General features: G+C 70.4%; 16 protein-coding genes. 12 read left to right on the top strand and 4 right to left on the bottom strand.

The window, feature by feature from the left end; all coding sequences use genetic code 11:
• The first annotated feature begins 184 nt into the window (after window positions 1-184).
• Genes ABIC29_RS17495 through ABIC29_RS17505 form a run of 3 tightly spaced genes read left to right on the top strand, consistent with a single transcriptional unit; the run spans window position 185 to window position 4,690 of the window.
• Window positions 185-868 (top strand): TetR/AcrR family transcriptional regulator, encoded by a 684-nt coding sequence (locus tag ABIC29_RS17495; protein WP_354247521.1) that lies wholly within the window; start codon window positions 185-187, stop codon window positions 866-868.
• Window positions 869-881: 13 nt separating this feature from the next.
• Window positions 882-2,618 (top strand): ABC transporter ATP-binding protein, encoded by a 1,737-nt coding sequence (locus tag ABIC29_RS17500; protein ID WP_116085751.1) that lies wholly within the window; start codon window positions 882-884, stop codon window positions 2,616-2,618.
• Complete coding sequence (locus tag ABIC29_RS17505; RefSeq protein ID WP_354247524.1) at window positions 2,615-4,690, top strand: ABC transporter ATP-binding protein; 2,076 nt, start codon at window positions 2,615-2,617, stop codon at window positions 4,688-4,690. The genes ABIC29_RS17500 and ABIC29_RS17505 overlap by 4 nt, the downstream gene beginning before the upstream one ends.
• 140 nt (window positions 4,691-4,830) lie before the next feature.
• Here ABIC29_RS17505 and ABIC29_RS17510 read toward each other — a convergent pair whose 3' ends face one another.
• Entirely contained in the window at window positions 4,831-8,184 is a 3,354-nt protein-coding gene (locus tag ABIC29_RS17510; protein WP_354247527.1) for an efflux RND transporter permease subunit, read from the bottom strand.
• Between the two features lie 164 nt (window positions 8,185-8,348).
• On the opposite strand from ABIC29_RS17510, the gene ABIC29_RS17515 reads away from it, so the two are divergent.
• Entirely contained in the window at window positions 8,349-9,419 is a 1,071-nt protein-coding gene (locus tag ABIC29_RS17515; RefSeq protein ID WP_354247530.1) for a hypothetical protein, read from the top strand.
• A 124-nt stretch (window positions 9,420-9,543) separates the two neighbouring features.
• Complete coding sequence (locus ABIC29_RS17520) at window positions 9,544-10,740, top strand: chaplin family protein (RefSeq protein ID WP_354247533.1); 1,197 nt, start codon at window positions 9,544-9,546, stop codon at window positions 10,738-10,740.
• A gap of 58 nt (window positions 10,741-10,798) precedes the next feature.
• Here the strand turns inward: ABIC29_RS17520 and yczR are convergent, their stop codons facing one another.
• The gene (gene yczR, locus ABIC29_RS17525) at window positions 10,799-12,250 is read right to left on the bottom strand and encodes a MocR-like transcription factor YczR (protein WP_116085741.1); all 1,452 of its coding nucleotides are present in this window, start codon (window positions 12,248-12,250) and stop codon (window positions 10,799-10,801) included.
• A 61-nt stretch (window positions 12,251-12,311) separates the two neighbouring features.
• Between yczR and yczE the strand changes: the two genes are divergently transcribed.
• Window positions 12,312-12,992 carry a membrane protein YczE gene (gene yczE / locus ABIC29_RS17530; RefSeq protein WP_116085738.1) on the top strand — a complete coding sequence of 227 codons (681 nt, stop codon included), beginning with the start codon at window positions 12,312-12,314 and terminating at the stop codon, window positions 12,990-12,992.
• 93 nt (window positions 12,993-13,085) lie between these two features.
• Here the strand turns inward: yczE and ABIC29_RS17535 are convergent, their stop codons facing one another.
• Window positions 13,086-13,844: a MerR family transcriptional regulator gene (locus ABIC29_RS17535; protein ID WP_354247536.1), complete on the bottom strand. Its 759-nt coding sequence runs from the start codon at window positions 13,842-13,844 to the stop codon at window positions 13,086-13,088.
• Window positions 13,845-14,058: 214 nt separating this feature from the next.
• On the opposite strand from ABIC29_RS17535, the gene ABIC29_RS17540 reads away from it, so the two are divergent.
• The 6 genes from ABIC29_RS17540 (at window position 14,059) to ABIC29_RS17565 (ending at window position 19,238) form a co-directional block, all read left to right on the top strand.
• Complete coding sequence (locus tag ABIC29_RS17540; RefSeq protein WP_116085732.1) at window positions 14,059-14,973, top strand: DUF4097 family beta strand repeat-containing protein; 915 nt, start codon at window positions 14,059-14,061, stop codon at window positions 14,971-14,973.
• Window positions 14,970-15,617, top strand: a complete 648-nt coding sequence (locus ABIC29_RS17545; RefSeq protein WP_116085730.1) for a PadR family transcriptional regulator — start codon at window positions 14,970-14,972, stop codon at window positions 15,615-15,617. The genes ABIC29_RS17540 and ABIC29_RS17545 overlap by 4 nt, the downstream gene beginning before the upstream one ends.
• A 100-nt stretch (window positions 15,618-15,717) precedes the next feature.
• Window positions 15,718-16,239 (top strand): GNAT family N-acetyltransferase, encoded by a 522-nt coding sequence (locus tag ABIC29_RS17550; RefSeq protein WP_354247539.1) that lies wholly within the window; start codon window positions 15,718-15,720, stop codon window positions 16,237-16,239.
• A gap of 9 nt (window positions 16,240-16,248) precedes the next feature.
• A complete protein-coding gene (locus ABIC29_RS17555) occupies window positions 16,249-16,668 on the top strand; it encodes a fluoride efflux transporter FluC (RefSeq protein ID WP_354247542.1) in 420 nt (139 codons plus the stop codon).
• Complete coding sequence (gene crcB, locus ABIC29_RS17560; RefSeq protein WP_199471798.1) at window positions 16,665-17,045, top strand: fluoride efflux transporter CrcB; 381 nt, start codon at window positions 16,665-16,667, stop codon at window positions 17,043-17,045. The genes ABIC29_RS17555 and crcB overlap by 4 nt, the downstream gene beginning before the upstream one ends.
• A 102-nt stretch (window positions 17,046-17,147) precedes the next feature.
• Entirely contained in the window at window positions 17,148-19,238 is a 2,091-nt protein-coding gene (locus tag ABIC29_RS17565; protein WP_354247545.1) for an APC family permease, read from the top strand.
• Between the two features lie 114 nt (window positions 19,239-19,352).
• Here ABIC29_RS17565 and ABIC29_RS17570 read toward each other — a convergent pair whose 3' ends face one another.
• Window positions 19,353-20,537 (bottom strand): FAD-dependent oxidoreductase, encoded by a 1,185-nt coding sequence (locus ABIC29_RS17570; RefSeq protein ID WP_354247548.1) that lies wholly within the window; start codon window positions 20,535-20,537, stop codon window positions 19,353-19,355.
• Between the last annotated feature and the right edge of the window lie 130 nt (window positions 20,538-20,667).

Raw genomic sequence — 20,667 nt, forward strand, 5'->3', positions numbered from 1 at the left:
GGCGACAAGAGAAAATCTACAATCCCCCACCCACCACACACAAATCCACCCCACACCCCGGGCGTGTCGCACCCCACCCAGCACCCCGACACGCGGCATCCGTCGTCGCCGAGTTCGACGTGAAAAGCGGATCCCACCTGCATCCGCTCTTCTGAGTGAGCGCTCATTCAGTTATGATTCCGCCATGGCAGAACGAGCGGGGCGGGCGAAGCCCATGAGTCGCGAGGAGCGGAGGGCGTCCATCATGGACGCCGCGGTACCGCTCCTCGTGCAGTACGGACGCGACGTCACGAGCAAGCAGCTCGCCGAGGCGGCCGGCGTCGCCGAGGGAACGCTGTACTCCGTCTTCCAAGACAAGGACGAGCTCATCCACGACTCGATCCACCGGCACATCGAGGCCACGTCGATGGTCGTCGCGATCCGCCAGATCCCTGCATCCACCGACCTCGCCCACGTGATCCGCGTCATCGTCGAACTCACGCAGCAGCGCTCCCAGCAGATCTTCGCGCTCGTCGCGATCCTCGGGTTCCACGAACGCACCCCCGAGAACGCCAAGCGCCGCCCGCCCGACAACGAGCCCGTCATCCAGGCGATCGCCGACGTGCTGGTGCCGCATCGCGCAGAGCTCTCGGTGACACCGCGTCGAGCGGCCCAGTTCATCAGGTACGCGACGTTCTCGATGACCCACCCGCTCATCACCAACGGCGACATCGTGCCGGCCGACGAGATCAGCTCGCTCCTGCTGCACGGCTTCTCGGCCCGAACGGATGCCGGCGGCCCGCCGGCGCCCGCCGACGAGCGCCGAGACGCGACATCCGTCACCCCCACCTTCACCGCACCGCCCATGACCGCATCCACCACCGCGTAGAAAGCCGCACCGCATGCTTCTCACCCTGACGAAGCGCTACGTCAAGCCGTACTCATGGCTCGTCGTCGGCGTGATCATCTTCCAACTGGCGCAGTCGATGGCATCGCTCTACCTGCCGACCCTCAACGCCGACATCATCGACAACGGCGTCGCCACCGGCGACACCGCCTACATCCTCACCACCGGCGGCTGGATGCTGCTGATCACGCTCGCGCAGGTCGCGTGCTCGATCACCGCCGTGTACTTCGGCGCGCGGCTCGCGATGGCCGTCGGCCGGGACCTCCGCCGCGGCGTGTTCCGCAAGGTGGGCGCGTTCTCGGAGCGCGAGGTCTCGAAGTTCGGCGCCCCCTCGCTCATCACGCGCACCACGAACGACGTGCAGCAGGTGCAGATGCTCGTGCTCATGACCTCGACGATGCTCGTGTCCGCGCCGATCCTCGCGATCGGCGGCGTCATCCTGGCGATGCAGCAGGACCTCGAGCTGTCGTGGCTCATCGCGGTGAGCGTGCCGGTGCTGCTCATCGCCGTCGGCCTCATCGTGACGCGCATGGTGCCGCTGTTCCGGGTCATGCAGAAGAAGATCGACCGCGTGAACCTGGTGCTGCGCGAGCAGCTCACCGGCATCCGCGTCATCCGCGCGTTCGTGCGCGAGCCCGTCGAGCGCGACCGGTTCGGGGTCGCGAACGCCGAGATCACGGATGTCGCGACGAGGGCCGGCCGGCTCATGGCGCTGATGTTCCCGGTCGTGATGGCCGTGCTCAACGTCTCGAGCGTGGCCGTGCTCTGGTTCGGCGCGTTCCGCATCGAGGACGGCAGCATGCAGGTCGGCACGCTCATGGCCTTCCTGCAGTACCTGATGCAGATCCTGATGGCCGTCATGATGGCCACCTTCATGGCCGTGATGATCCCGCGCGCGTCCGTGAGCGCCGACCGCATCGGCGAGGTGCTCGACACCGAGTCGAGCGTCGTGCCGCCGCTTCGGCCGATCACCGAGATCCCCATGCACGGCGCGATCGAGTTCGACGACGTGAGCTTCGCGTACCCCGGCGCCGAGGCGCCGGTGCTGCGAAACCTGACCTTCCTGACCGAACCGGGCACCACGACGGCGGTCATCGGCAGCACCGGTGCCGGCAAGACGACACTCGTGAACCTGCTGCCGCGCCTCTTCGACGCGACGGAGGGCAGCGTGCGCATCGACGGCATCGACGTGCGAGACCTCGAGCCCGACGCGCTCTGGGAGCGCATCGGGCTCGTGCCGCAGAAGCCGTACCTGTTCTCGGGCACGGTCGCCTCGAACCTCCGCTACGGCAAGCCCGACGCCACCGACGACGAGCTCTGGCACGCGCTGGAGGTCGCCCAGGCGCGGTCGTTCGTGGCCGCGATGCCCGGCGGCCTCGAGGCTCCGATCGCCCAGGGCGGCACGAACGTCTCCGGCGGGCAGCGGCAACGGCTCGCGATCGCGAGGGCGCTCGTGAAACGACCGGAGATCTACGTCTTCGACGACTCGTTCTCGGCGCTCGACGTCGCGACCGACGGCCGCCTGCGCCGCGCGCTGCGCGCCGACATCGGCGACGCCTCGATGTTCGTGGTCGCCCAGCGCGTCTCGAGCATCGTCGACGCCGACCAGATCCTGGTGCTCGAGCATGGCGAGATCGTCGCCCGCGGCACCCATGAGGAGCTGCTCGCGACGTCGCCCACGTACGAGGAGATCGTCTCCAGCCAGCTCAGCGCCGAGGAGGCCGCAGCATGACCACCGAGCAGCGCAACGACGCCCAGCCGGACACCGGCGCCATCAGCGCGGCGACCCAGGCCGAGATCGCCTCCGAGGCGGAAGCCGCCCCCGCGCCCTCCGCCGCGCCGCCGCGCCGCGGTGGCGGTCCGTTCGGCGGCGGCATGCAGGCGCCCGTGCAGAAGGCCATGGACTTCTGGCCGTCGGCCAAGCGCCTCATCGGCCGGCTGCGCCCGGAGGCATGGCCCGTCATCACCGTCACGGTGCTCGCGATCATCGGCGTCGTGTTCAGCGTGCTCGGCCCGAAGCTCCTCGGCGAGGGCACGAACATCATCTTCGAGGGCGTCGTCTCGTCGGCGCTCGGGCAGCAGTTGCCCGAGGGAACGACCCAGGCCGAGGCCGTCGAGATGCTGCGGGCCGCCGGACAGGACGACATCGCCAACATGGTCTCGGCGATGAACGACTTCAGCGTCGGCACCGGCATCGACTTCCAGGCGCTCGGCATGGTGCTCATCGGCGTGCTCGTGCTCTACCTGCTCGCGTCGCTCTTCATGTGGCTGCAGGGCTGGGTGCTGAACGGGGCGATCCAGCGGACGGTCTACCGGCTGCGCGCCGACGTCGAGGAGAAGATCAACCGGCTGCCGCTGAAGTACTTCGACGGGCTGCAGCGCGGCGAGGTGCTCTCGCGGGTCACGAACGACATGGACAACGTCTCGCAGAGCCTGCAGCAGACCATGAGCCAGATGCTCACCTCACTGCTCACCGTGGTCGGCGTGCTCGTGATGATGTTCACGATCTCGCCGCTGCTCGCCCTCGTCGCGCTCGTGACCATCCCCCTCTCGGCCGTCATCACGGTCGTGATCGCGAAGCGCTCGCAGAAGATGTTCGCCGCCCAGTGGAAGCACACCGGCGCGCTCAATGCCCGCATCGAGGAGACCTTCACCGGTCACGCGCTCGTCAAGGTGTTCGGCCGCCAGAAGGAGGTCGACGAGGCGTTCGACGCGAAGAACGACGAGCTCTACACGGCGAGCTTCGGCGCCCAGTTCGTGTCGGGCATCATCATGCCCGCGATGATGTTCGTCGGGAACCTCGTCTACGTGGCGATCGCCGTCGTCGGCGGCCTCATGGTCGCCGCCGGCACGATGCGCCTCGGCGACGTGCAGGCGTTCATCCAGTACTCTCGGCAGTTCACGCAGCCGCTGAGCCAGCTCGGCTCCATGGCGAACCTGCTGCAGTCGGGCGTCGCGAGCGCCGAGCGGATCTTCGAGCTGCTCGACGCCGACGAGCAGGGCGCAGATCCCGAGGGCGCCGTGTCACCGGCATCCGTCGACGACGGCGGCGAGGCCGGCGCCCGCCTGGCCTTCGAGGACGTCTCGTTCAGCTACTCGCCCGACAAGCCGCTCATCGAGCACATGAACCTCGTGGCCGAGCCGGGCTCCACGGTCGCGATCGTCGGACCGACCGGTGCCGGAAAGACGACGCTCGTGAACCTCATCATGCGGTTCTACGACGTCGACTCCGGCCGCATCACCTACAACGGCGTCGACATCAACGAGATGACGCGCGACGACCTGCGCTCGCGCACCGGCATGGTGCTGCAGGACACGTGGCTCTTCGGCGGCACGATCCGCGACAACATCGCCTACGGGCGACCGGATGCCACGGAGGAGGAGGTCCTCGCCGCCGCCGTCGCCGCGTACGTCGACCGGTTCGTGCACGCGCTGCCCGACGGCTACGACACCGTGCTCGACGACGAGGCCGGCAACCTGTCGGCCGGAGAGAAGCAGCTCATCACGATCGCGCGGGCATTCCTCGCACGACCGAGCGTGCTGATCCTCGACGAGGCGACGAGCTCGGTCGACACCCGCACCGAGGTGCTCGTGCAGAAGGCGATGGCGGCACTGCGCGCCGACCGCACGAGCTTCGTGATCGCGCACCGGCTGTCGACGATCCGCGATGCCGACGTGATCCTCGTGATGGAGGACGGCTCGATCGTCGAGCAGGGCTCGCACACCGAACTGCTCAACGCCAAGGGCGCGTACTACCGCCTCTACAACGCCCAGTTCGAGGCGCCGGTCGACGAACAGGTCTGATCGGGACGACGAGAAGGGGCTGTGCGCGAGTCATCGCGCACAGCCCCTTTCTCAGTGCCGGATGCCGGGGCCGGGGATCTCAGTGCCGGATGCCCGGGGCCGCGGGCGACCGACGTCGCTCCGTGGCACCGACCGCCGGCTCAGGCCTTCGTGGCGTCGGTGCCGCCCTCGGTCTCGGGATCACTGCTCGACTCGGAACCGCCGACCGGCTCGGAACCGCTGCTCGGCGCGAGCACCGCGACGGGCTCCTCAGGCGCGGCGGCGGCGTTCGCGCGGTCGGCGCGCTTGGCCGCCCGACGCTCGCGCCCGCCCTCGACGAGGTTGTAGAGCACGGGCAGCACGACGAGCGTCAGCACGGTCGACGAGAGCAGGCCGCCGATCACGACGATCGCGAGCGGCTGCGAGATGAAGCCGCCGTGACCGGTGACGCCGAGCGCCATGGGCACGAGGGCGAAGATCGTCGCGAGCGCCGTCATGAGGATCGGGCGGAGACGACGGGATGCGCCGTGCACGAGGGCGTCGCGCACCTTCATGCCGCGATCTCGATACTGGTTCACCAGGTCGACGAGCACGATCGCGTTGGTCACCACGATGCCGACGAGCATCAGCACGCCGATGAGCGAGGGCACGCCGAGCGGGACGCCCGTGATGACCTGCAGCGCGATGGCGCCCGTGGCGGCGAAGGGCACCGAGACCAGGAGCAGCAGCGGCTGCAGGAGCGAGCGGAACGTCGCCACCATGACGATGTAGACGATCAGGATCGCGGCGAGCAGCGCGAGGCCGAGCTGCGAGAACGATTCCGCCTGGTCGGCGGAGACGCCGCCGATCTCGGCCGACGTGCCGGCCGGGAGGTCGACCTCGGCGAGCGCGACCTGCACGTCGGCGTTGGCGGCCGTCAGGTCCTCGCTCGCGGGCGTGGCGGTCACGGTGGCGCTGCGGAGCCCCTGCACGGTCGTGATCGACGTCGGGCCGTCGACCGTCTCGACGGTCGCGAGCGTGTCGAGGCGCACGAGCCCGGTGGCCGTCGGGATCTCGAGGGACTGGAGCTCCTCGATGGTCGTCGGCGGGTTCTCGTCGGCGATGTAGATCGTGAGCGTCTGCTCGTCGATCACGATGGAGCCCTTGGTCTGCGGCGACATCTTGCCGGACACGTAACCGCCGAGCGCGACCTCGGAGTAGCCGGCCGCGGCCGCGGCATCGCGATCGACCTCGATCGCGATGTACTCGCGGGACTCGCCGAGGTTCGAGCTCACCTGGGTCAGCGAGTCGAAGCCCTCGAACTCGTCGACGACCGCGTCGGTCGCCTTCTGCAGGTCTTCGGCGTTGGATGCCGTGATGTTCACGGCGATGTCGCTCGAGGCTCCGAACCCGCTCGAGGCGGTCAGCGTGACCTCGCCGACGTCGCTGAGCCCGTCGAGCTCCTCGCGGACCTCGGCCTGCAGCGCCTCCTGGTCGGCGTCCTCGTCGGTCGTGATCGAATACGTGACGGTCGCCGAACCGCTGCCGAAGAGCGATGCGAGGCTGCCGCTGCCCGACCCGATCGAGGTCTGCACCGTCTCGACGCCCTCGGTGCCGCGGATCGCGTCCTCGACGGGCTTGGACGCCTCGTCCATCGTGTCGAGGCTCGACCCGACCGGGAGCTCCTGGGTGACCTGGAACGTGTTCTGCCCGGAGGAACCGAGGAAGTTCGTCTTCATGAGCGGGACCATCGCGATGGTGCCGCCGAGCACGAGCACCGCGATGACGATCGTCACGACGCTGTGCTTCAGGGTCCAGGCGATGATCGGCAGGTAGCCGCGCTGCAGGCGCGACGGGTGCTCGAGCTCGTCGGGAGCGCCGGCGCCGGCCTCCTCGACGAACGCGGCCGCCGCGGCATCCGAGCCCGGCTCGTGATCGCCCGAGTGCGCGTGCACCTTCGCGGGCTTCAGGAACCAGTACGCGAGCACGGGCACGATCGTGAGCGACACGAGGAGCGACGCGAGCAGGGCGATCGTGACCGTCAGCGAGAACGGACGGAAGAGCTCGCCCGTGACGCCCTCGACGAGCGCGATCGGCAGGAACACCGCGACCGTGGTGATGGTCGACGCGGTGATGGCGCCCGCCACCTCGCGGACGGCGCGCACGATCGTGGAAGCCTTGTCGACGCCCTCGACCAGGTGCCGCTTGATGTTCTCGATGACGACGATGGAGTCGTCGACCACGCGGCCGATGGCGATCGTGAGCGCGCCGAGGGTCAGGATGTTGAGCGTGTAGCCCGTGGCCTGCAACCCGATGAACGTGATGAGCACCGACGTCGGGATCGAGATCGCCGTGACGAGGGTCGCCCGCACCGACATCAGGAACAGCAGGATGACGATGACGGCGAACGCGAGGCCGAGGAGTCCCTCGGTCGCGAGCGACTCGATCGACTGCTGGATGTAGGGGGCCTGGTCGAAGACCACGGTGAACTCGGCACCGGGGTTCGTCGAGTCGAGGGAGGCCTGCAGGTCGGGCAGGAGCGCCGTGACGGCGTTCGAGACCTCGACCGTGTTGGCCGCGGGCAGCTTCGTGACCTGGATCGTCAGCGCGGGCTCGCCGTTCACGCGCGAGATGCTCGTGACGGGGTTCTCGGTGACCTCGACCGTCGCCACGTCGGCGATCGTGATCGCGACCGGCACGCTCAGCGCGGTGGGCGCCGTGAGCCCGGGGAGGGTCGCGCCGGAGGGCAGGCCGTCGGTCGAGGCATCCGCGTCGGGTGCAGCCTGCTGCTCGGTCGCCCCGAGCACGGGAAGGGAGCCGAGCTCGTCGACGCCCTCGATGCGGTCGCCCGTCTGCACGGAGTACGTCGTGTCGCCCTCGGTGATGGAGCCGGCGGGGATCAGCACGCCGTTCTGCGCGAGGGCGTCGCCGATCGCCTGCGAGGTGATGCCGTACGAGGCGAGCTTCGCGGGATCGGGCGTGATCGTCACGCGCTGGCCGGTGTCGCCGACGAGCGTCGCGTCGCGGACCCCGTCGACGTCCTTGATCTCGCCGAGCGTGGTGCGCGTGATCTCGTCGGAGAGCGTGGTGGGGTCGTCGGCACCGGTCACGGCGATCTGCAGCACCGGGAAGTCGTCGAGGCTCAGGGCGAAGACCTGCGGGTCGACGTCGTCGGGCAGCTGGCTCTGGATGCGGTTGACGGAGGACGAGAGCTTCTGCTCGGCGTACGCGAGGTCGGTGCCGTACGTGAAGCTCGCGGTCACCCGCGAGATGCCGGTCGAGCTCGTGGTCGAGGTGTCCTCGAGCCCCGTGATGCCCTGGATCGCGGTCTCGATCGGCGTCGAGACGTCGGTGTTCACGACGTCGGGCGATGCACCCGGGTACGACGTGACGATCATCAACTGCGGGAAGGAGATCGACGGCGCGAGCTCCTGCTTGAGCGAGGTCAGCGCGATACCGCCGAAGATCGCCACGACGACGGTGACGAGCGCGATCAGGGCACGGTTCTTCATGCTGAGGGCAGCGAGCAGCGACATGCGCTCAATCCTCGCAGGCGGAGGGGTTCGTTTCGGTCACGGAAGCCTGTGAAGAACGAGGTTCGCGACGCAGATCCGCGTCGCACCACTGGCCCCGTTCGGGGGTCACCCGATATGGTGCAGACAGGGTGGGGGTGATCCGGTTGGCTTCGTCGACGAATTCGATGCGCGGTACCGGCGTTCGCTACGCCCTCATCGGCGTCGGACTCTCGGCCGCGTGGCTCACCGTCTCGCTCTTCTCGGGCGCGCAGAGCGCCTCGGCCGAGGAACGCGACGGCAGCGGGCTGCTCGGCGCCGTCGGCTCCCTGCTCGGCGGGGTCTCGGTCACCGCCGATGCCGTCGGCGACACGCTGGGCGGGGTCGTCGATGCGGTCGTCGACCCCGTGAACACCGTGCTCGATCCGGTCGTCGCCGTCGTGCCTGCGCCCGTCGCACCCGTCGTCGAACTCGTGCCTCCCGTCGTGGGCGGCACGATCGACGCCGTCGACTCCGTCGTCGAGACGACCGACACCACGATCGTCGGCGTCGTCGACGGCACGACGCAGGCGGTGACGGATGTCGCGGGCGGCGGCACGGTCGGCGCGATCGTCGATCCCGTGGTCGGCGGCGTCGACCGGGTGGTCGGCGGCGTCCCCATCGTCGGCGGCGTGGTCGGCGGCCTGCTCGGCGACGGCGGCGTCAGCGGCGTCATCACGCCCGTGACCGGAGCAGTCGACGGCGTCCTTGGCGGGCTCATCGGCTCGACCGGCGTGCTCCCGGGCGGCGTGCTGCCCGGACTTCCCGACGTTCCATTGCTCCCCGGCGACGAGTCGTCCGGCGGGTCCGACGGCGGGGAGCCCTCGGCGCCGCCCGCGCCAGCACCCGCGACGGTCGAGCCGCGCGGCCCGGGGCAGCCGCCCGCGCCGACGGGGTCCGACGCGCCTGCGCGCGCCGCGACATCCGGGCCCCTGCATGCCCTGAACGAAGGTTCCGCGCCACCCGGCACCGCGGCCGACGCCGCGCAGCGCGGTCAGATCCAGGCGCCGGCGCCTCCCGGTGACGCCGGCGGCCCGTCCGGCACGCCGCCGCCCGCCGGAGGCCCGAGTGCGGGCTCCGGTTCGGGCGCGGGCGTGCTCGGCTCCGACGCCATCGACGCCTCGCGCCTGCTCGACGCGGCCTCCTCGATGACGCTCGCCACGGTCGACGACGCACTGCCGTCGTCCCCCGTCTTCGAGACCGACACCACCCCCGACTGACGGGGACCGCTCCGCCTGCCCGCAGGCGCCGTTCGGCGCGCCACGGGCCTCGGCGGACACGGTCATCGCTCCGCGCAGCATGAGCGCCTCGGAGCACCACACACCTTCAGTCAGGAGAACGACCATGGATCTCAAGCGATTCGCCATGAGGGCGCTGTACGCGACCCTCGTCACCGGGGGGCTCACGCTCCTCGGCGCCGGCGTCGCGCACGCCTCGGAGACGAGCGGCGACGACGGCATCCTCTCGGGCACGCAGGCGATCGTCTCGATCGCGGTGCCGATCACGGTCTCGGGCAACGGCATCTCGGTGCTCGGCGACTCGTCGACGACGGATGCCGCGACCGACGTGGCCCCGGCGGCTGCTCCGCCCGCGGAGGCGGCGACGACGAGCGGCGACGACTCGCTGCTCGGCGGGCTCCAGGGCCTCGTCGACGTCGCGATCCCCGTGACGGTCGGCGGCAACGCCATCAGCGTCATCGGCGACTCGTCGACGACGGATGCCGCCACCGACGTCGCGCCCGCGGCCGAGACCGAGCCGGCGACGGCACCGGCGACGAGCGGCGAGGATTCGCTGCTCGGCGGCACCCAGGCGATCATCGACGCCACCGTGCCGGTCACGGTCGGCGGCAACGCCATCAGCGTCCTCGGCGACTCGTCGACGACGGACGCCGCGACCGACGTCGCACCGGGCACCGGTACCGTGGGCAATCCCTCGACCACCGGCGACGACTCGCTGCTCGGCGGCACCCAGGCGATCATCGGCGCCACCGTGCCGGTCACGGTCGGCGGCAACGCCATCAGCGTCGTCGGCGACTCGTCGTCGACGGATGCCGCCACCACCGTGACGCCGGGCACCGGCGGCACCGGTGCCGCGACGACGTCGGGGCTCGACGGCCTGCTCGGCGGCACGCAGCTGCTTCCGAGCATCTCGCTGCCGGTCACGGTCGGCGGCAACGCCGTCTCGGTCGTGGGCGACAGCACGACCGGAGGCTCGTCGACGATCATCGATCCGACGGATCCGACCGACCCGACCGACCCGACCGACCCGACCGACCCGACGGACCCGACGGACCCGACGGACCCGACGGATCCTGGCACGCCCGGCACGACCGGCACCCCGGGCAGCAACGGCAGCAACGGCAGCGGCGGCGGCGGCGGCACGACCGTCGCCGGCGCCCCGGTGACGAGCGTCGTCGCCGTGGCTGACGACGGCATGCTCGCCTCGACCGGAGCCGCGACGAGCGTGCTGCCGCTCGCGGCGCTGATGCTCGCGCTCGGCCTCGTGCTCGTCGGAATGCGGCGGTTCGCCCTGCGGCGGTGAGCCACGGCGAAGCGGCGGTCCGGGCCTCGACGGCCCGGCCCGCCGCTTCGGCCTGCCCTCAGACGACCGACGCGAGCAGTTCGGGCTCGGGTTCGCCGAGCGGCGCCCCCGCCAGCGAGCGCCAGGCTCGCGAGAGCGCCTGCACCGCGGCATCCGTCGCCTCGGGCGTCTGGCAGATCGGCAGCCGCAGGAAGCGCTCGAAGGCGCCGTCGATGCCGAAGCGCGGACCCGCGGTGATGATGAGCCCCTCGCGACGGGCGGCGAGCGCGAGCTGGGAGCTCACCGGCGCACCGAGGCCCACCCAGGTCACGATGCCGCCGTCGACATGCGGCACGCTCCATTCGGGCAGCAGCTCTGCGACGCGGCGCTCGAGCCGGTCGCGGCCGGCGCGCAGCTGCGCTCGACGCAGCTCGAGCACGTCGTCGAAGCGCTCGAGCGCGCGGGCCACGAGCAGCTGCTCGAGGATCGGCGTACCGAGGTCGCCCGGCGAGCGCACGGCGAGCAGCCGGCGGATCAGGGGTCGTTCGGCGCGGATCCACCCCACGCGCAGGCCGCCCCAGACCGTCTTGCCGACGCTGCCGATGAGCACGGCAGGACCGTCGGCGGCCATGGGCGGGAACTCGCCCACCCGGTCGATGTCGAGGTCGGCGATGGTCTCGTCGGCGATGACGACCGAGCCCTGCCTCGCCGCGGCATCCAGCACCCTCGCCCGCGATTCGCGGCTCATGGTGCGCCCGGTCGGGTTCTGGAAGTCGGGCATCAGGTATGCGACGACCGGGTTGGCATGGCGGATCGCCTGCACGAGCCCGGCGGCCTCCTCGCGGTCGACCTCGGCCCCGGCGTCGCCGGTGGCCCGCGGCACGACGGGCGTGCCGACGAGTCGGGCGCCCGCGCCGCGCAGCGCCTCGTACGCATGGGGGTAGGTCGGGGCCTCGATCACGGCCCGGTCCCCACGCGCGATCAGGGCCCGGGAGACCAGGGCGATCGCGTGCTGCGCGCCGATGGTCACCATGACCTGGTCTGGCGAGGTCGGCAGGCCGCGTGCCGTGTACCGGTCGGCGATGGCCTGGCGCAGCGACGGGATGCCGATCGCGTCGTAGCCGGCATCGCCCAGATGCGCGGGAAGGTCTTCGGCGGCCTGCCTCGCGAGGTCGGGAAGCCAGGGCAGAGCCGACGGCGCCGCCTTGGAGAAGTCGAGGTACTCGGACTCGAACGGGATCGGGAGCATCGCCGGAGCGCCGGGAAGACGCGCCACGCTGCCGGATCCACGGACGCTGTGCAGGTGGTCGAGCTCGCGCAGGCGTCGGTAGGCCGCCGCCACCGTCGTGCGGCTGAGGCCGAGGCGCTCGGCGAGGTCCCGCTCGGCGGGCAGCCTCGTCTCGACCGGCACCCGTCCATCGACGATGAGGAGGCGGATGCGGTCGGCGAGCGCCTCGTAGGCGCTGCCCGTGCCACGCCAGTCGCCGAGCAGGAGTTCGAGGGAGCGCGCACTGAGGGACCGATCCACCATCAGGCCACTTTAGGAGGATTGGATGTATACGGGAAGGCCAATCATGGAATTGGATTGAGCCATGCTCCGCCGCTTCTCGTCATTCCGCGATCCCGCGCCGATCCTCGCACGGCGCCTCGTGCAGCTCTATCTCGGCCTGCTGCTCTACGGCATCGCCATCGCGCTGATCGTGCGCGGCGAGCTCGGCGTCGCCCCGTGGGACGTGCTGACGCAGGGCATCTCGAAGCAGACCGGCCTGAACTTCGGCCTCGTCACGGTCATCACGAGCGTCTTCGTGCTGCTGCTCTGGATCCCGATCCGCCAGAAGCCGGGCTTCGGCACGATCATGAACGTGCTCCTCGTCGGCCCCGCGGCTGACCTCGGCCTGTGGCTGATCCCCGAGGGCCTCGACCTGTGGGTGCGCATCATCCTGCTGCCCGCCGGCATCCTCGTGCTCGCTGTGGCGACCGGCCTGTACATCGGCGCGCACTTCGGGCCGGGGCCGCGCGACGGCCTCATGACGGGACTGCACCGCCGCACGGGCTGGCCGATCTGGATCGTGCGCACGAGCATCGAGATCGTCGTGCTCGCGACCGGATGGCTCCTCGGCGGCAATGTCGGCATCGGCACCGTCGCGTTCGCCGTCCTGATCGGCCCGCTCTGCGGCTACACGATCCCGCTCTTCGCGATCAGGCGGGCTCCCCTCGAGGCGGCGGATGCCGGCGCCTCCGGCGAGCGCGCCCCCGTCACCACGACGCCCTGACCCGGAGGGGCGACGGGTCGGGACACCCGTCGCCCCTCCGCACTGCCGAGGCCCCGACCGAAGGATGCGGTCGGGGCCTCGTGCCGTGCCGGCCTACAGGTTGCGCTCGGCGTAGGCGGTCATCGCGTCGCGCACGAACCGGGCACCGTCTGCGCCGCCGTAGTTGGCGCCGAAACGGTCGTCGGCGACGTACATCTCGGCCAGGCCGAGGAAGTACTCCCGGCTCGGGCCCCGAGCGCCGCCACCGGGCGTGCCCGGGATGCCGCGCAGCCACTCGAAGTGGCGCTGCGCGATCGCCTGGGCCTCATCTCCGGCCGGGTCGATGCCACGCTCGTGCGCGGCGATCCAGTCGCCGCTGAGCCGCGCGAGCCGCTCCTGCCACGCGCGCTTCTCCTCGGCGCTCATCGAGCGCCACCAGGCGTCGGACTTCGCGTACGCGTCCGCTCCCCAGCGCTGCTCGACCTCCTCCTTGTATTCGGTGTGGTCGAACCCGTCGAACATCTGCTCTGCCATGAGTCGTTCTCCTCCTTCCAATGAATCGATGGTCTGCTCGACCGACGCGATCTGGCGCGCCAGTCGCTGCTGCTCCCTGCGCAACCACTCGAGGTGGCCGCGCAGGGCATGGGGCGCCCGGTCCTCGCGTTCGAGGACGTCGGCGATCGCCGGGAGGCCGAGACCCAGGTCGCGCAGCAGCAGGATGCGCTGCAGGCGGACGAGGGCCTCCTCGTCGTAGTGGCGGTAGCCGTTGGATCCGATGCGCGCCGGAGCGAGCAGTCCGATGTCGTCGTAGTGACGAAGCGTCCTGCTCGTGGTTCCGGCGAGCTTCGCGATCTCCTGGATCGACCAGTCCACGACCTGCTCCTCTCGGTGGGCTTCGAGGCGTCTGCCCCACGGATGTCACGGTAGGGGTTGACGTTACGTCAAGGTCAAGCGCGCGGCATCCGCTCGTCGGTTGCGTTTCGCCCAAACGCGATATATCGTGAATACCAACACACGCGATATATCGCGATCAGACTTCGGGGCGGCACCGTCATCGCCGCTCGAACGGAAGAAGGAGCAGCACCTCATGAGCATCGAGAAGTGGGTCATCAATCCCGGGGAATCCCGCGTCATCGACCTCGAACTCGTCCGCAGGATCAAGGTCAGCCTGATCGGCGGCAAGGTCGACGTCATCGCGCACGACGAGCCCGGCGCCCGCATCGAGGTCAACGGCGTCACCGGCAAGGACCTCAAGGTCTCGATCGACGGCGACGTGCTCGAGATCGACCACCCGCAGCTCGGCTGGGACAACTTCATCGACGTCTTCAAGGGATGGGCGGGCTCGGCCAAGGCCGACGTGTCGATCCTGGCCCCGCGGCACGTGGCGATGAAGCTCGGCATGGTCTCGGGCGACACCCTCGTCTCGGGCTTCACGACCGACGCCAAGCTGAGCACGGTCTCGGGCAGCCTCGTGGTCGACAACCACGAGGGCGACGTCGAGATCTCCAGCGTGTCCGGCGAGATGTCCGTCGGCAACCACATGGGCGCGATCGACGCGCACTCGGTGTCGGGCGACGTGATCGCGACCGGCGACATCCGCCGCTTCCGCGCCGACACCGTCGCGGGCGACATGATCGTCGACGCCCAGGGCACGCCGGGGTCGATCGACACCAACACCGTCTCGGGCTCGCTGACCGTTCGCTACGACGCCGGCGCCGGCGCCCGCTTCCGCATCAACACCGTCGGCGGCACGGTGCTGCTCGACGACACGCGCATCAAGGGCGTGCTCGGCAAGGGCTTCGAGCGCATCACGGGCGAACTCGCGGGCGAATGGCTCGACCTCGGCGCCAACAGCGTCTCGGGCGCGATCTCGGTCATGACCCGGGTGCGCGGCGACGCGACGGATGCCGGGGGCACGACCCGCACGACCACGACGAGCGGCACGGGCGCCTCGTCCGACGCGAACGACTCGAGCGCGGCGACCGACACGAGCGCAGCATGACGCCGCCGGTCTTCGCCCACGGCAGCCTCCGCCTCTACCTGCTCGCCCTGCTCGAGGAGCAGCCCAGACACGGGTACGAGCTGATCCAGGCGCTCAGCGATCGCTTCGGCGGCACGTACACGCCGAGTGCGGGCACCATCTACCCGCGCCTCTCGAAGCTCGAGGAGGAGGGGCTCGTCACGAAGTCGACCGACGGCCGCAAGACCGTCTACGAGATCACGCCGGCCGGCCGGGCCGAGCTCGAGTCCCGGCGGCACGAGCTCGACGGCATCGAGAACGAGGTCACCGACTCGGTGCGGCGCCTCGCCGACGGGGTGCGCGCCGAGGTCAACGAGGCGATGCGCTCGCTCCGGGCCGAGCTCGCGAGCGCCGCCCGCGAGGCCAAGCGCTCCGCGACGAACACCTCCGCCGGCGCGGCCTCCAGCACCGGTGCGACCGGCCCCGCAGGGTCGACCGACCGCGACCGCATCGACGCAGAACGCGCCCTGCAGGACGCCGACCTCGCCGTCGCCGCATTCCGGCAGCAGCTGCGCACCGACCTCCGCACGCACCGCGATCGCGTGCGGCCCGAGGCGGTCACCCTGCTGAAGGAGCGTCTCGCGCAGGTGCGGGCCGACGTGCTCGCGACGTTCGCCGACCGCTGAGCGCCGGCCGCGCACGCGCTCACCACACTGACCGCCGACCCGTACTCCCGACCACCATCGCTCCCCCCGCGGTGTCGGTCGGGAGTGCTTCGATGTCCGCATGACGGATGTCACCCTCGTTCCGTGGTCGGCCGACGACCTCGACCTGCTGCGGCGGGCGAACACGCCGGAGCTCATGGACCAGATGGGCGGACCAGAGAACGATGAACAGGTCATCGCGCGGCACGCCAGGTACCTGCGCCTCCAGGCGGAGGGCACCGCGCACCAGTTCCGCATCGTGATCCCCGGGCATCCAGAGGGCGTCGGCATGGTCGGCTACTGGGAGCACGAGCACGATGGGCGACCGGCCCTCGAGGCGGGGTGGTCGGTCGAGGCCGAGTACCGCGGCCAGGGCATCGCACCCGCCGCCGTCGGCGCCATGCTCGAGGTCGCGCGCGCCGCAGGCGACGTGCAGCCGGTGCACGCGTATCCGCGAGTCGACAACCCCGCTTCGAACGCCGTCTGCCGCAAGGCCGGGTTCACCCTGCTCGGCCCGCTGGAGTTCGAGGTGAAGCCCGGCATCGTCCTGCACACCAACGACTGGGTGCACGACCTCACCTCCGATTCGGCGATGCCGACGTAATCTCGACGCGTGCGCTCCTACTTCGCCGTCCTCGTCGGTGGACTCCTCGGCACCGCCCTTCGGCTGGCGTGCGATCTCGCGCTGCCGCACGGCGACGACGAGTTCCCGTTCAGCACGCTCGCCGTCAACCTCGTCGGCGCATTCGTGCTCGGCTGGCTCGTCGGCGGCCTCTGGACCAGGCCGTCGACGCCGAACTGGCTGAAGGCGGGCATCGGCTCCGGCGTGCTCGGGTCGTTCACCACGATGTCGGCCGTCCTCGCCGCGGTCGTGCTGCTGTCGGGTGTCGGCGAGGCCTGGCTCGCGGCCCTGTACCTCGCCGTCTCGGCCGTCGGCGGCCTCGCGCTCGCGGCGGCGGGGCTCCGCGTCGGGTCCCTCATCGCGCATCGGCCGATGCCGACCACCGTCACGGATGCCGGGCAGACCCTGTGACCGCCCAGCTCACGCCGCTCGTGGCGGTCGCCGTGCTGGTGGCCGGATCGATCGGCGCCGTGATCCGCTTCGCGCTCTCGCGGGCGCTGCCGGTTCGGCCCGGACACCTGCCGGGCGGCATCCTGATCGTGAACGTCGTCGGGTCGGGTCTCGCGGGCGCGTTCCTCGGGCTCGCCGAGCGCGCGGCGATCGACGGCGACCTGCGCCTCGTGCTCGTCACCGGGTTCTGCGGCGGCCTCACCACCTTCAGCACCTGGAGCGTCGAGACGATCGAACTGCTCGACGGCGGCCGGTGGCGTGCGGCGATCCTCAACGTGCTGCTCACGCTCGCGCTCGGCATCGCGGCGGCCGCCGGCGCCTACCTGCTGCTGCGCTGAGCACGACGCCGTCGCGGCTGCGCTTCGGCGATCTCGCCGATCCGGGGCCGCGCGGCATCCGCCGACTTGACATGGCCGGTGGCGGGTGTAGTCTCATCCGCCGTGACAAATGAGGCGGATTCACCGCCCCCCGAACTGAAATCGCCGAAGCACTGGATCATCGGCGACCCGCTGCCGACCGAGAAGCTCGAGGGGCAGCTGCTTCCGAAGCACCTCGCGCTCCCGATCTTCGCGAGCGACCCGCTGAGCTCCGTGGCCTACGCGCCGCAGGAACTGCTCATGATCCTCACCGTGGGCGGTCTCGCGTTCCTGAGCTTCGCGCCGTGGGTGGCCTTCGCCGTCGTCGTGCTGCTCGTGACGGTCGTCGCGTCGTACCGCCAGCTGATCCGCGCCTACCCGTCGGGCGGCGGCGACTACGAGGTGGCGCACCGCAACCTGGGCGAGAAGGCGGGCCTCGTCGTGGCCTCCGCCCTGCTCGTCGACTACGTCATGACCGTCGTCGTGTCGGTCGCGTCGGGCGTCGACAACATCATCTCCGCGATCCCCGAGCTCGACCCGTTCCGCGTCGAGCTCGCGGTGATCTTCGTCATCATCCTCGCCGCGGTGAACCTCCGAGGCGTGAGCGAGTCGTCGAAGGCGTTCGCGGTGCCGACGTACCTGTTCATCGGCAGCGTCTTCGTGATGATCGTCGTCGGGCTCACGCGCACGATGCTCGGCAACCCGCCGATCGCCGAATCGGCGCAGTACCAGGTCGACGCCGAGTCGCTCACGCAGGCCGGCGTCATCCTGCTGCTGCTGCGCTCCTTCGCGAGCGGATGCTCCGCCCTCACGGGCGTGGAGGCCATCGCGAACGGCGTGCCCGCGTTCCGTCGGCCCAAGGTGCGCAACGCGCAGCGCACGCTCGTGCTCATGGGCGGCATCGCGATCATCCTGTTCGCCGGCCTCACCGCCGTCGCGCTCATCTCGCAGGTGCACTACGCCGAGGATCCATGCCATCTCATCGGCTGGGCGGAGTGCGCCACGGAGCCGCAGCAGAGCCTCATGGCCCAGGTCGCCGGCGCGACGTTCGGCGACTCGAGCGTGTTCTTCTACCTGATCCAGGCGACCACGGCGCTCGTGCTCCTCCTCGCCGCGAACACGGCCTTCAACGGGTTCCCGCTGCTCGGCTCGGTGCTCGCGCGCGACGGCTACGCGCCCAAGTCGCTCTCGACCCGCGGCGACCGCCTGATCTACTCGAACGGCGTGGTGATCCTCGCCCTCGCGGCAACCGTGATCCTGGTCGTGTTCCAGGCGAACCTCACCGTGCTGATCCAGCTCTACATCATCGGCGTGTTCGTCTCGTTCACCCTCGGGCAGACGGGCATGGTGCGGCACTGGCTGCGCGAGCTGTCGAAGGACCGGCATCCGGTGTCGAAGTCGCAGGCCGCACGGCGCTCGCCGGACGACGACCGCGCCCTGTCGCGCTCGGCGATGCTGCGCGCCCTCGTCATCAACGCGATCGGCGCCGGCATGACCGCCGTGGTGCTCATCGTCGTCACGGTGACGAAGTTCAGCCACGGCGCCTGGATCGTGTTCGTGATGATGCCGATCCTGTTCTTCCTCATGGTGGGCGTGAACCGGTACTACCGGGATGTCGAGCGTGAGATCGAGCCGGACCCGACCACGACGTTCGGCTCGAACGGCGATCACGCGATCGTGCTCGTCGGCCGCATGCAGAAGCCGACCCTGAAGGCGCTGGACTACGCGATCGCCGCCCGCCACGACTCGATCGAGGCCGTGCACGTGTCGATCGACGACGAGTCGACGAAGCAGCTCAAGAAGGACTGGGTCAAGCAGAACATCCACGTCAAGCTGCGCATCCTGTCGTCGCCCTACCGCGACCTCAGCTACCCGCTGATCCAGTACATCAAGCAGCATCGCGCCGAGCACGGCTCCGAGGTCGTCACGGTCTACATGCCGCAGTTCATCGTCGGCCACTGGTGGGAGGGCGTCCTCCACAACCACAAGGCACGCCGCATCCGGCAGAAGGTCATGCTCGTGCACGGCGTCACCGTGGCGCTCGTGCCATGGCTGCTCGATTCGTCCGACATGATCTACGGCCGCCGTTCGCGGCCGCTCCCGGGCCAGGATCGACGCGGCGAGCCGGTGCGCCCGCTGCCGCGCCGCCCGGCCGATTCGAACCCGAAGAAGTAGGGTCGGCCGTCGCCATCGCCGTCGCGGCCGCGCGAACGGGTCGGGCCCGTGTGAACGGGGTCCCGGCTGGGCGACCGGGGTCGAGGCCAGGTGAACGGGTCGGGCCCGAACGGGTCAGAGCATCGCCATGATCTGACGGGCGATCATGCGTCCGGCCCGGCTCGCGCCGACCGTCGACGCCTGGGGCCCGTAGCCCGCGAGGAAGATGCGCGGATCGTTCCAGGACGCGCCCTGGCCGACGCTGATGCCGCCCGCCTTCTCGCGCAGCCGCAGCGGCGCGAGATGGCGCAGCTCGGGCCGGAAGCCCGTCGCCCAGATGATCACGTCGGCGCGCACCTCGCTCGCAGGGTGGTCGCCATCGCCCTCCCACACGACGCGGTCGGCGTCGATGCGATCGAACATCGGTCGTGCGACGAGGAGTCCTCGCTCGATGCCCGCGGCGATGCGTCGGTTCTTCGGCACGCCGGTGCCGCTCACGATCGACGGCAGGGCGCGGCCGGAGCGCGCCGCCTCGTCTTGCTTGGCGACCGCCGCGGAGGCGCCCTCGAGGTCGAGCTCCTGCCGGTCGAGCCAGTCGATCGGCCTGCGGGAGACCCACGTGAGCTCGGCCGCGATGCCCTCGAGCTCGAGCATGAAGCCGATCGCCGAGGTTCCGCCGCCGACGACGACGACGTGCTTGTCGCGGAAGTCTTCAGCGTCGGCGAAGTCGGACGTGTGCAGGTGCCGCCCCTGGAAGGCGGTCATGCCCGGGTAGTACGGCACGAACGGCGAACCCCAGGTGCCCGTGGCGTTCACGAGGAACTGGACGGCGAGCTCGTGACGCGGTGCGGCCTGCTCCGGCGGCTCCTGGAACGACTTGCGCATGCGGCCGAAGAAGCCCCTCGCCCGCTGCTCGTCGAGCGGCTGCGGGCTGAGGTCGTCGTACCGCACGACGAGGTCGACGCCCTCGTTCGTGACCGAGCGGACGTCCATCGGACGGCGCACCTGGAGTCCGAAGTGCTCTTCGAAGCGGCCGTAGTACTCGGCGACGACCTCGCGTGCCGGAAGCGTGCGGTCGGCGGTGTCGAAGCTGAGCCCGAGGTCGGCCATGCCCGGCAGGTCGTTGACCCGGTGCGCGGTGCCGAGGCGCAGCGACGACCACCGGTGCTGCCATGCGCCGCCCGGCCCAGGAGCGCGGTCGAGCATCACGAAATCCTCGCCGGGGACCAGTTCGAAGCGCCGCAGGTAGTACGCGACCGAGAGGCCGGCCTGCCCTGCGCCGATCACCGCGATCTTCACGCGTTCAGGGCTCGACGTCACCCCTCCATCGAACCACGTCCAGCTGTGCGCACGCCCAATCGGGAGGGCGCCGACGCGGCTGTGCATGGCAACGTCGGACTGCCTGACGGCGGTGCTAAACTGGCCGCCGGACGAAATTCATATAAACCAG

Source organism: Agromyces sp. PvR057 (genome assembly GCF_040547485.1).
GTDB lineage: Bacteria > Actinomycetota > Actinomycetes > Actinomycetales > Microbacteriaceae > Agromyces.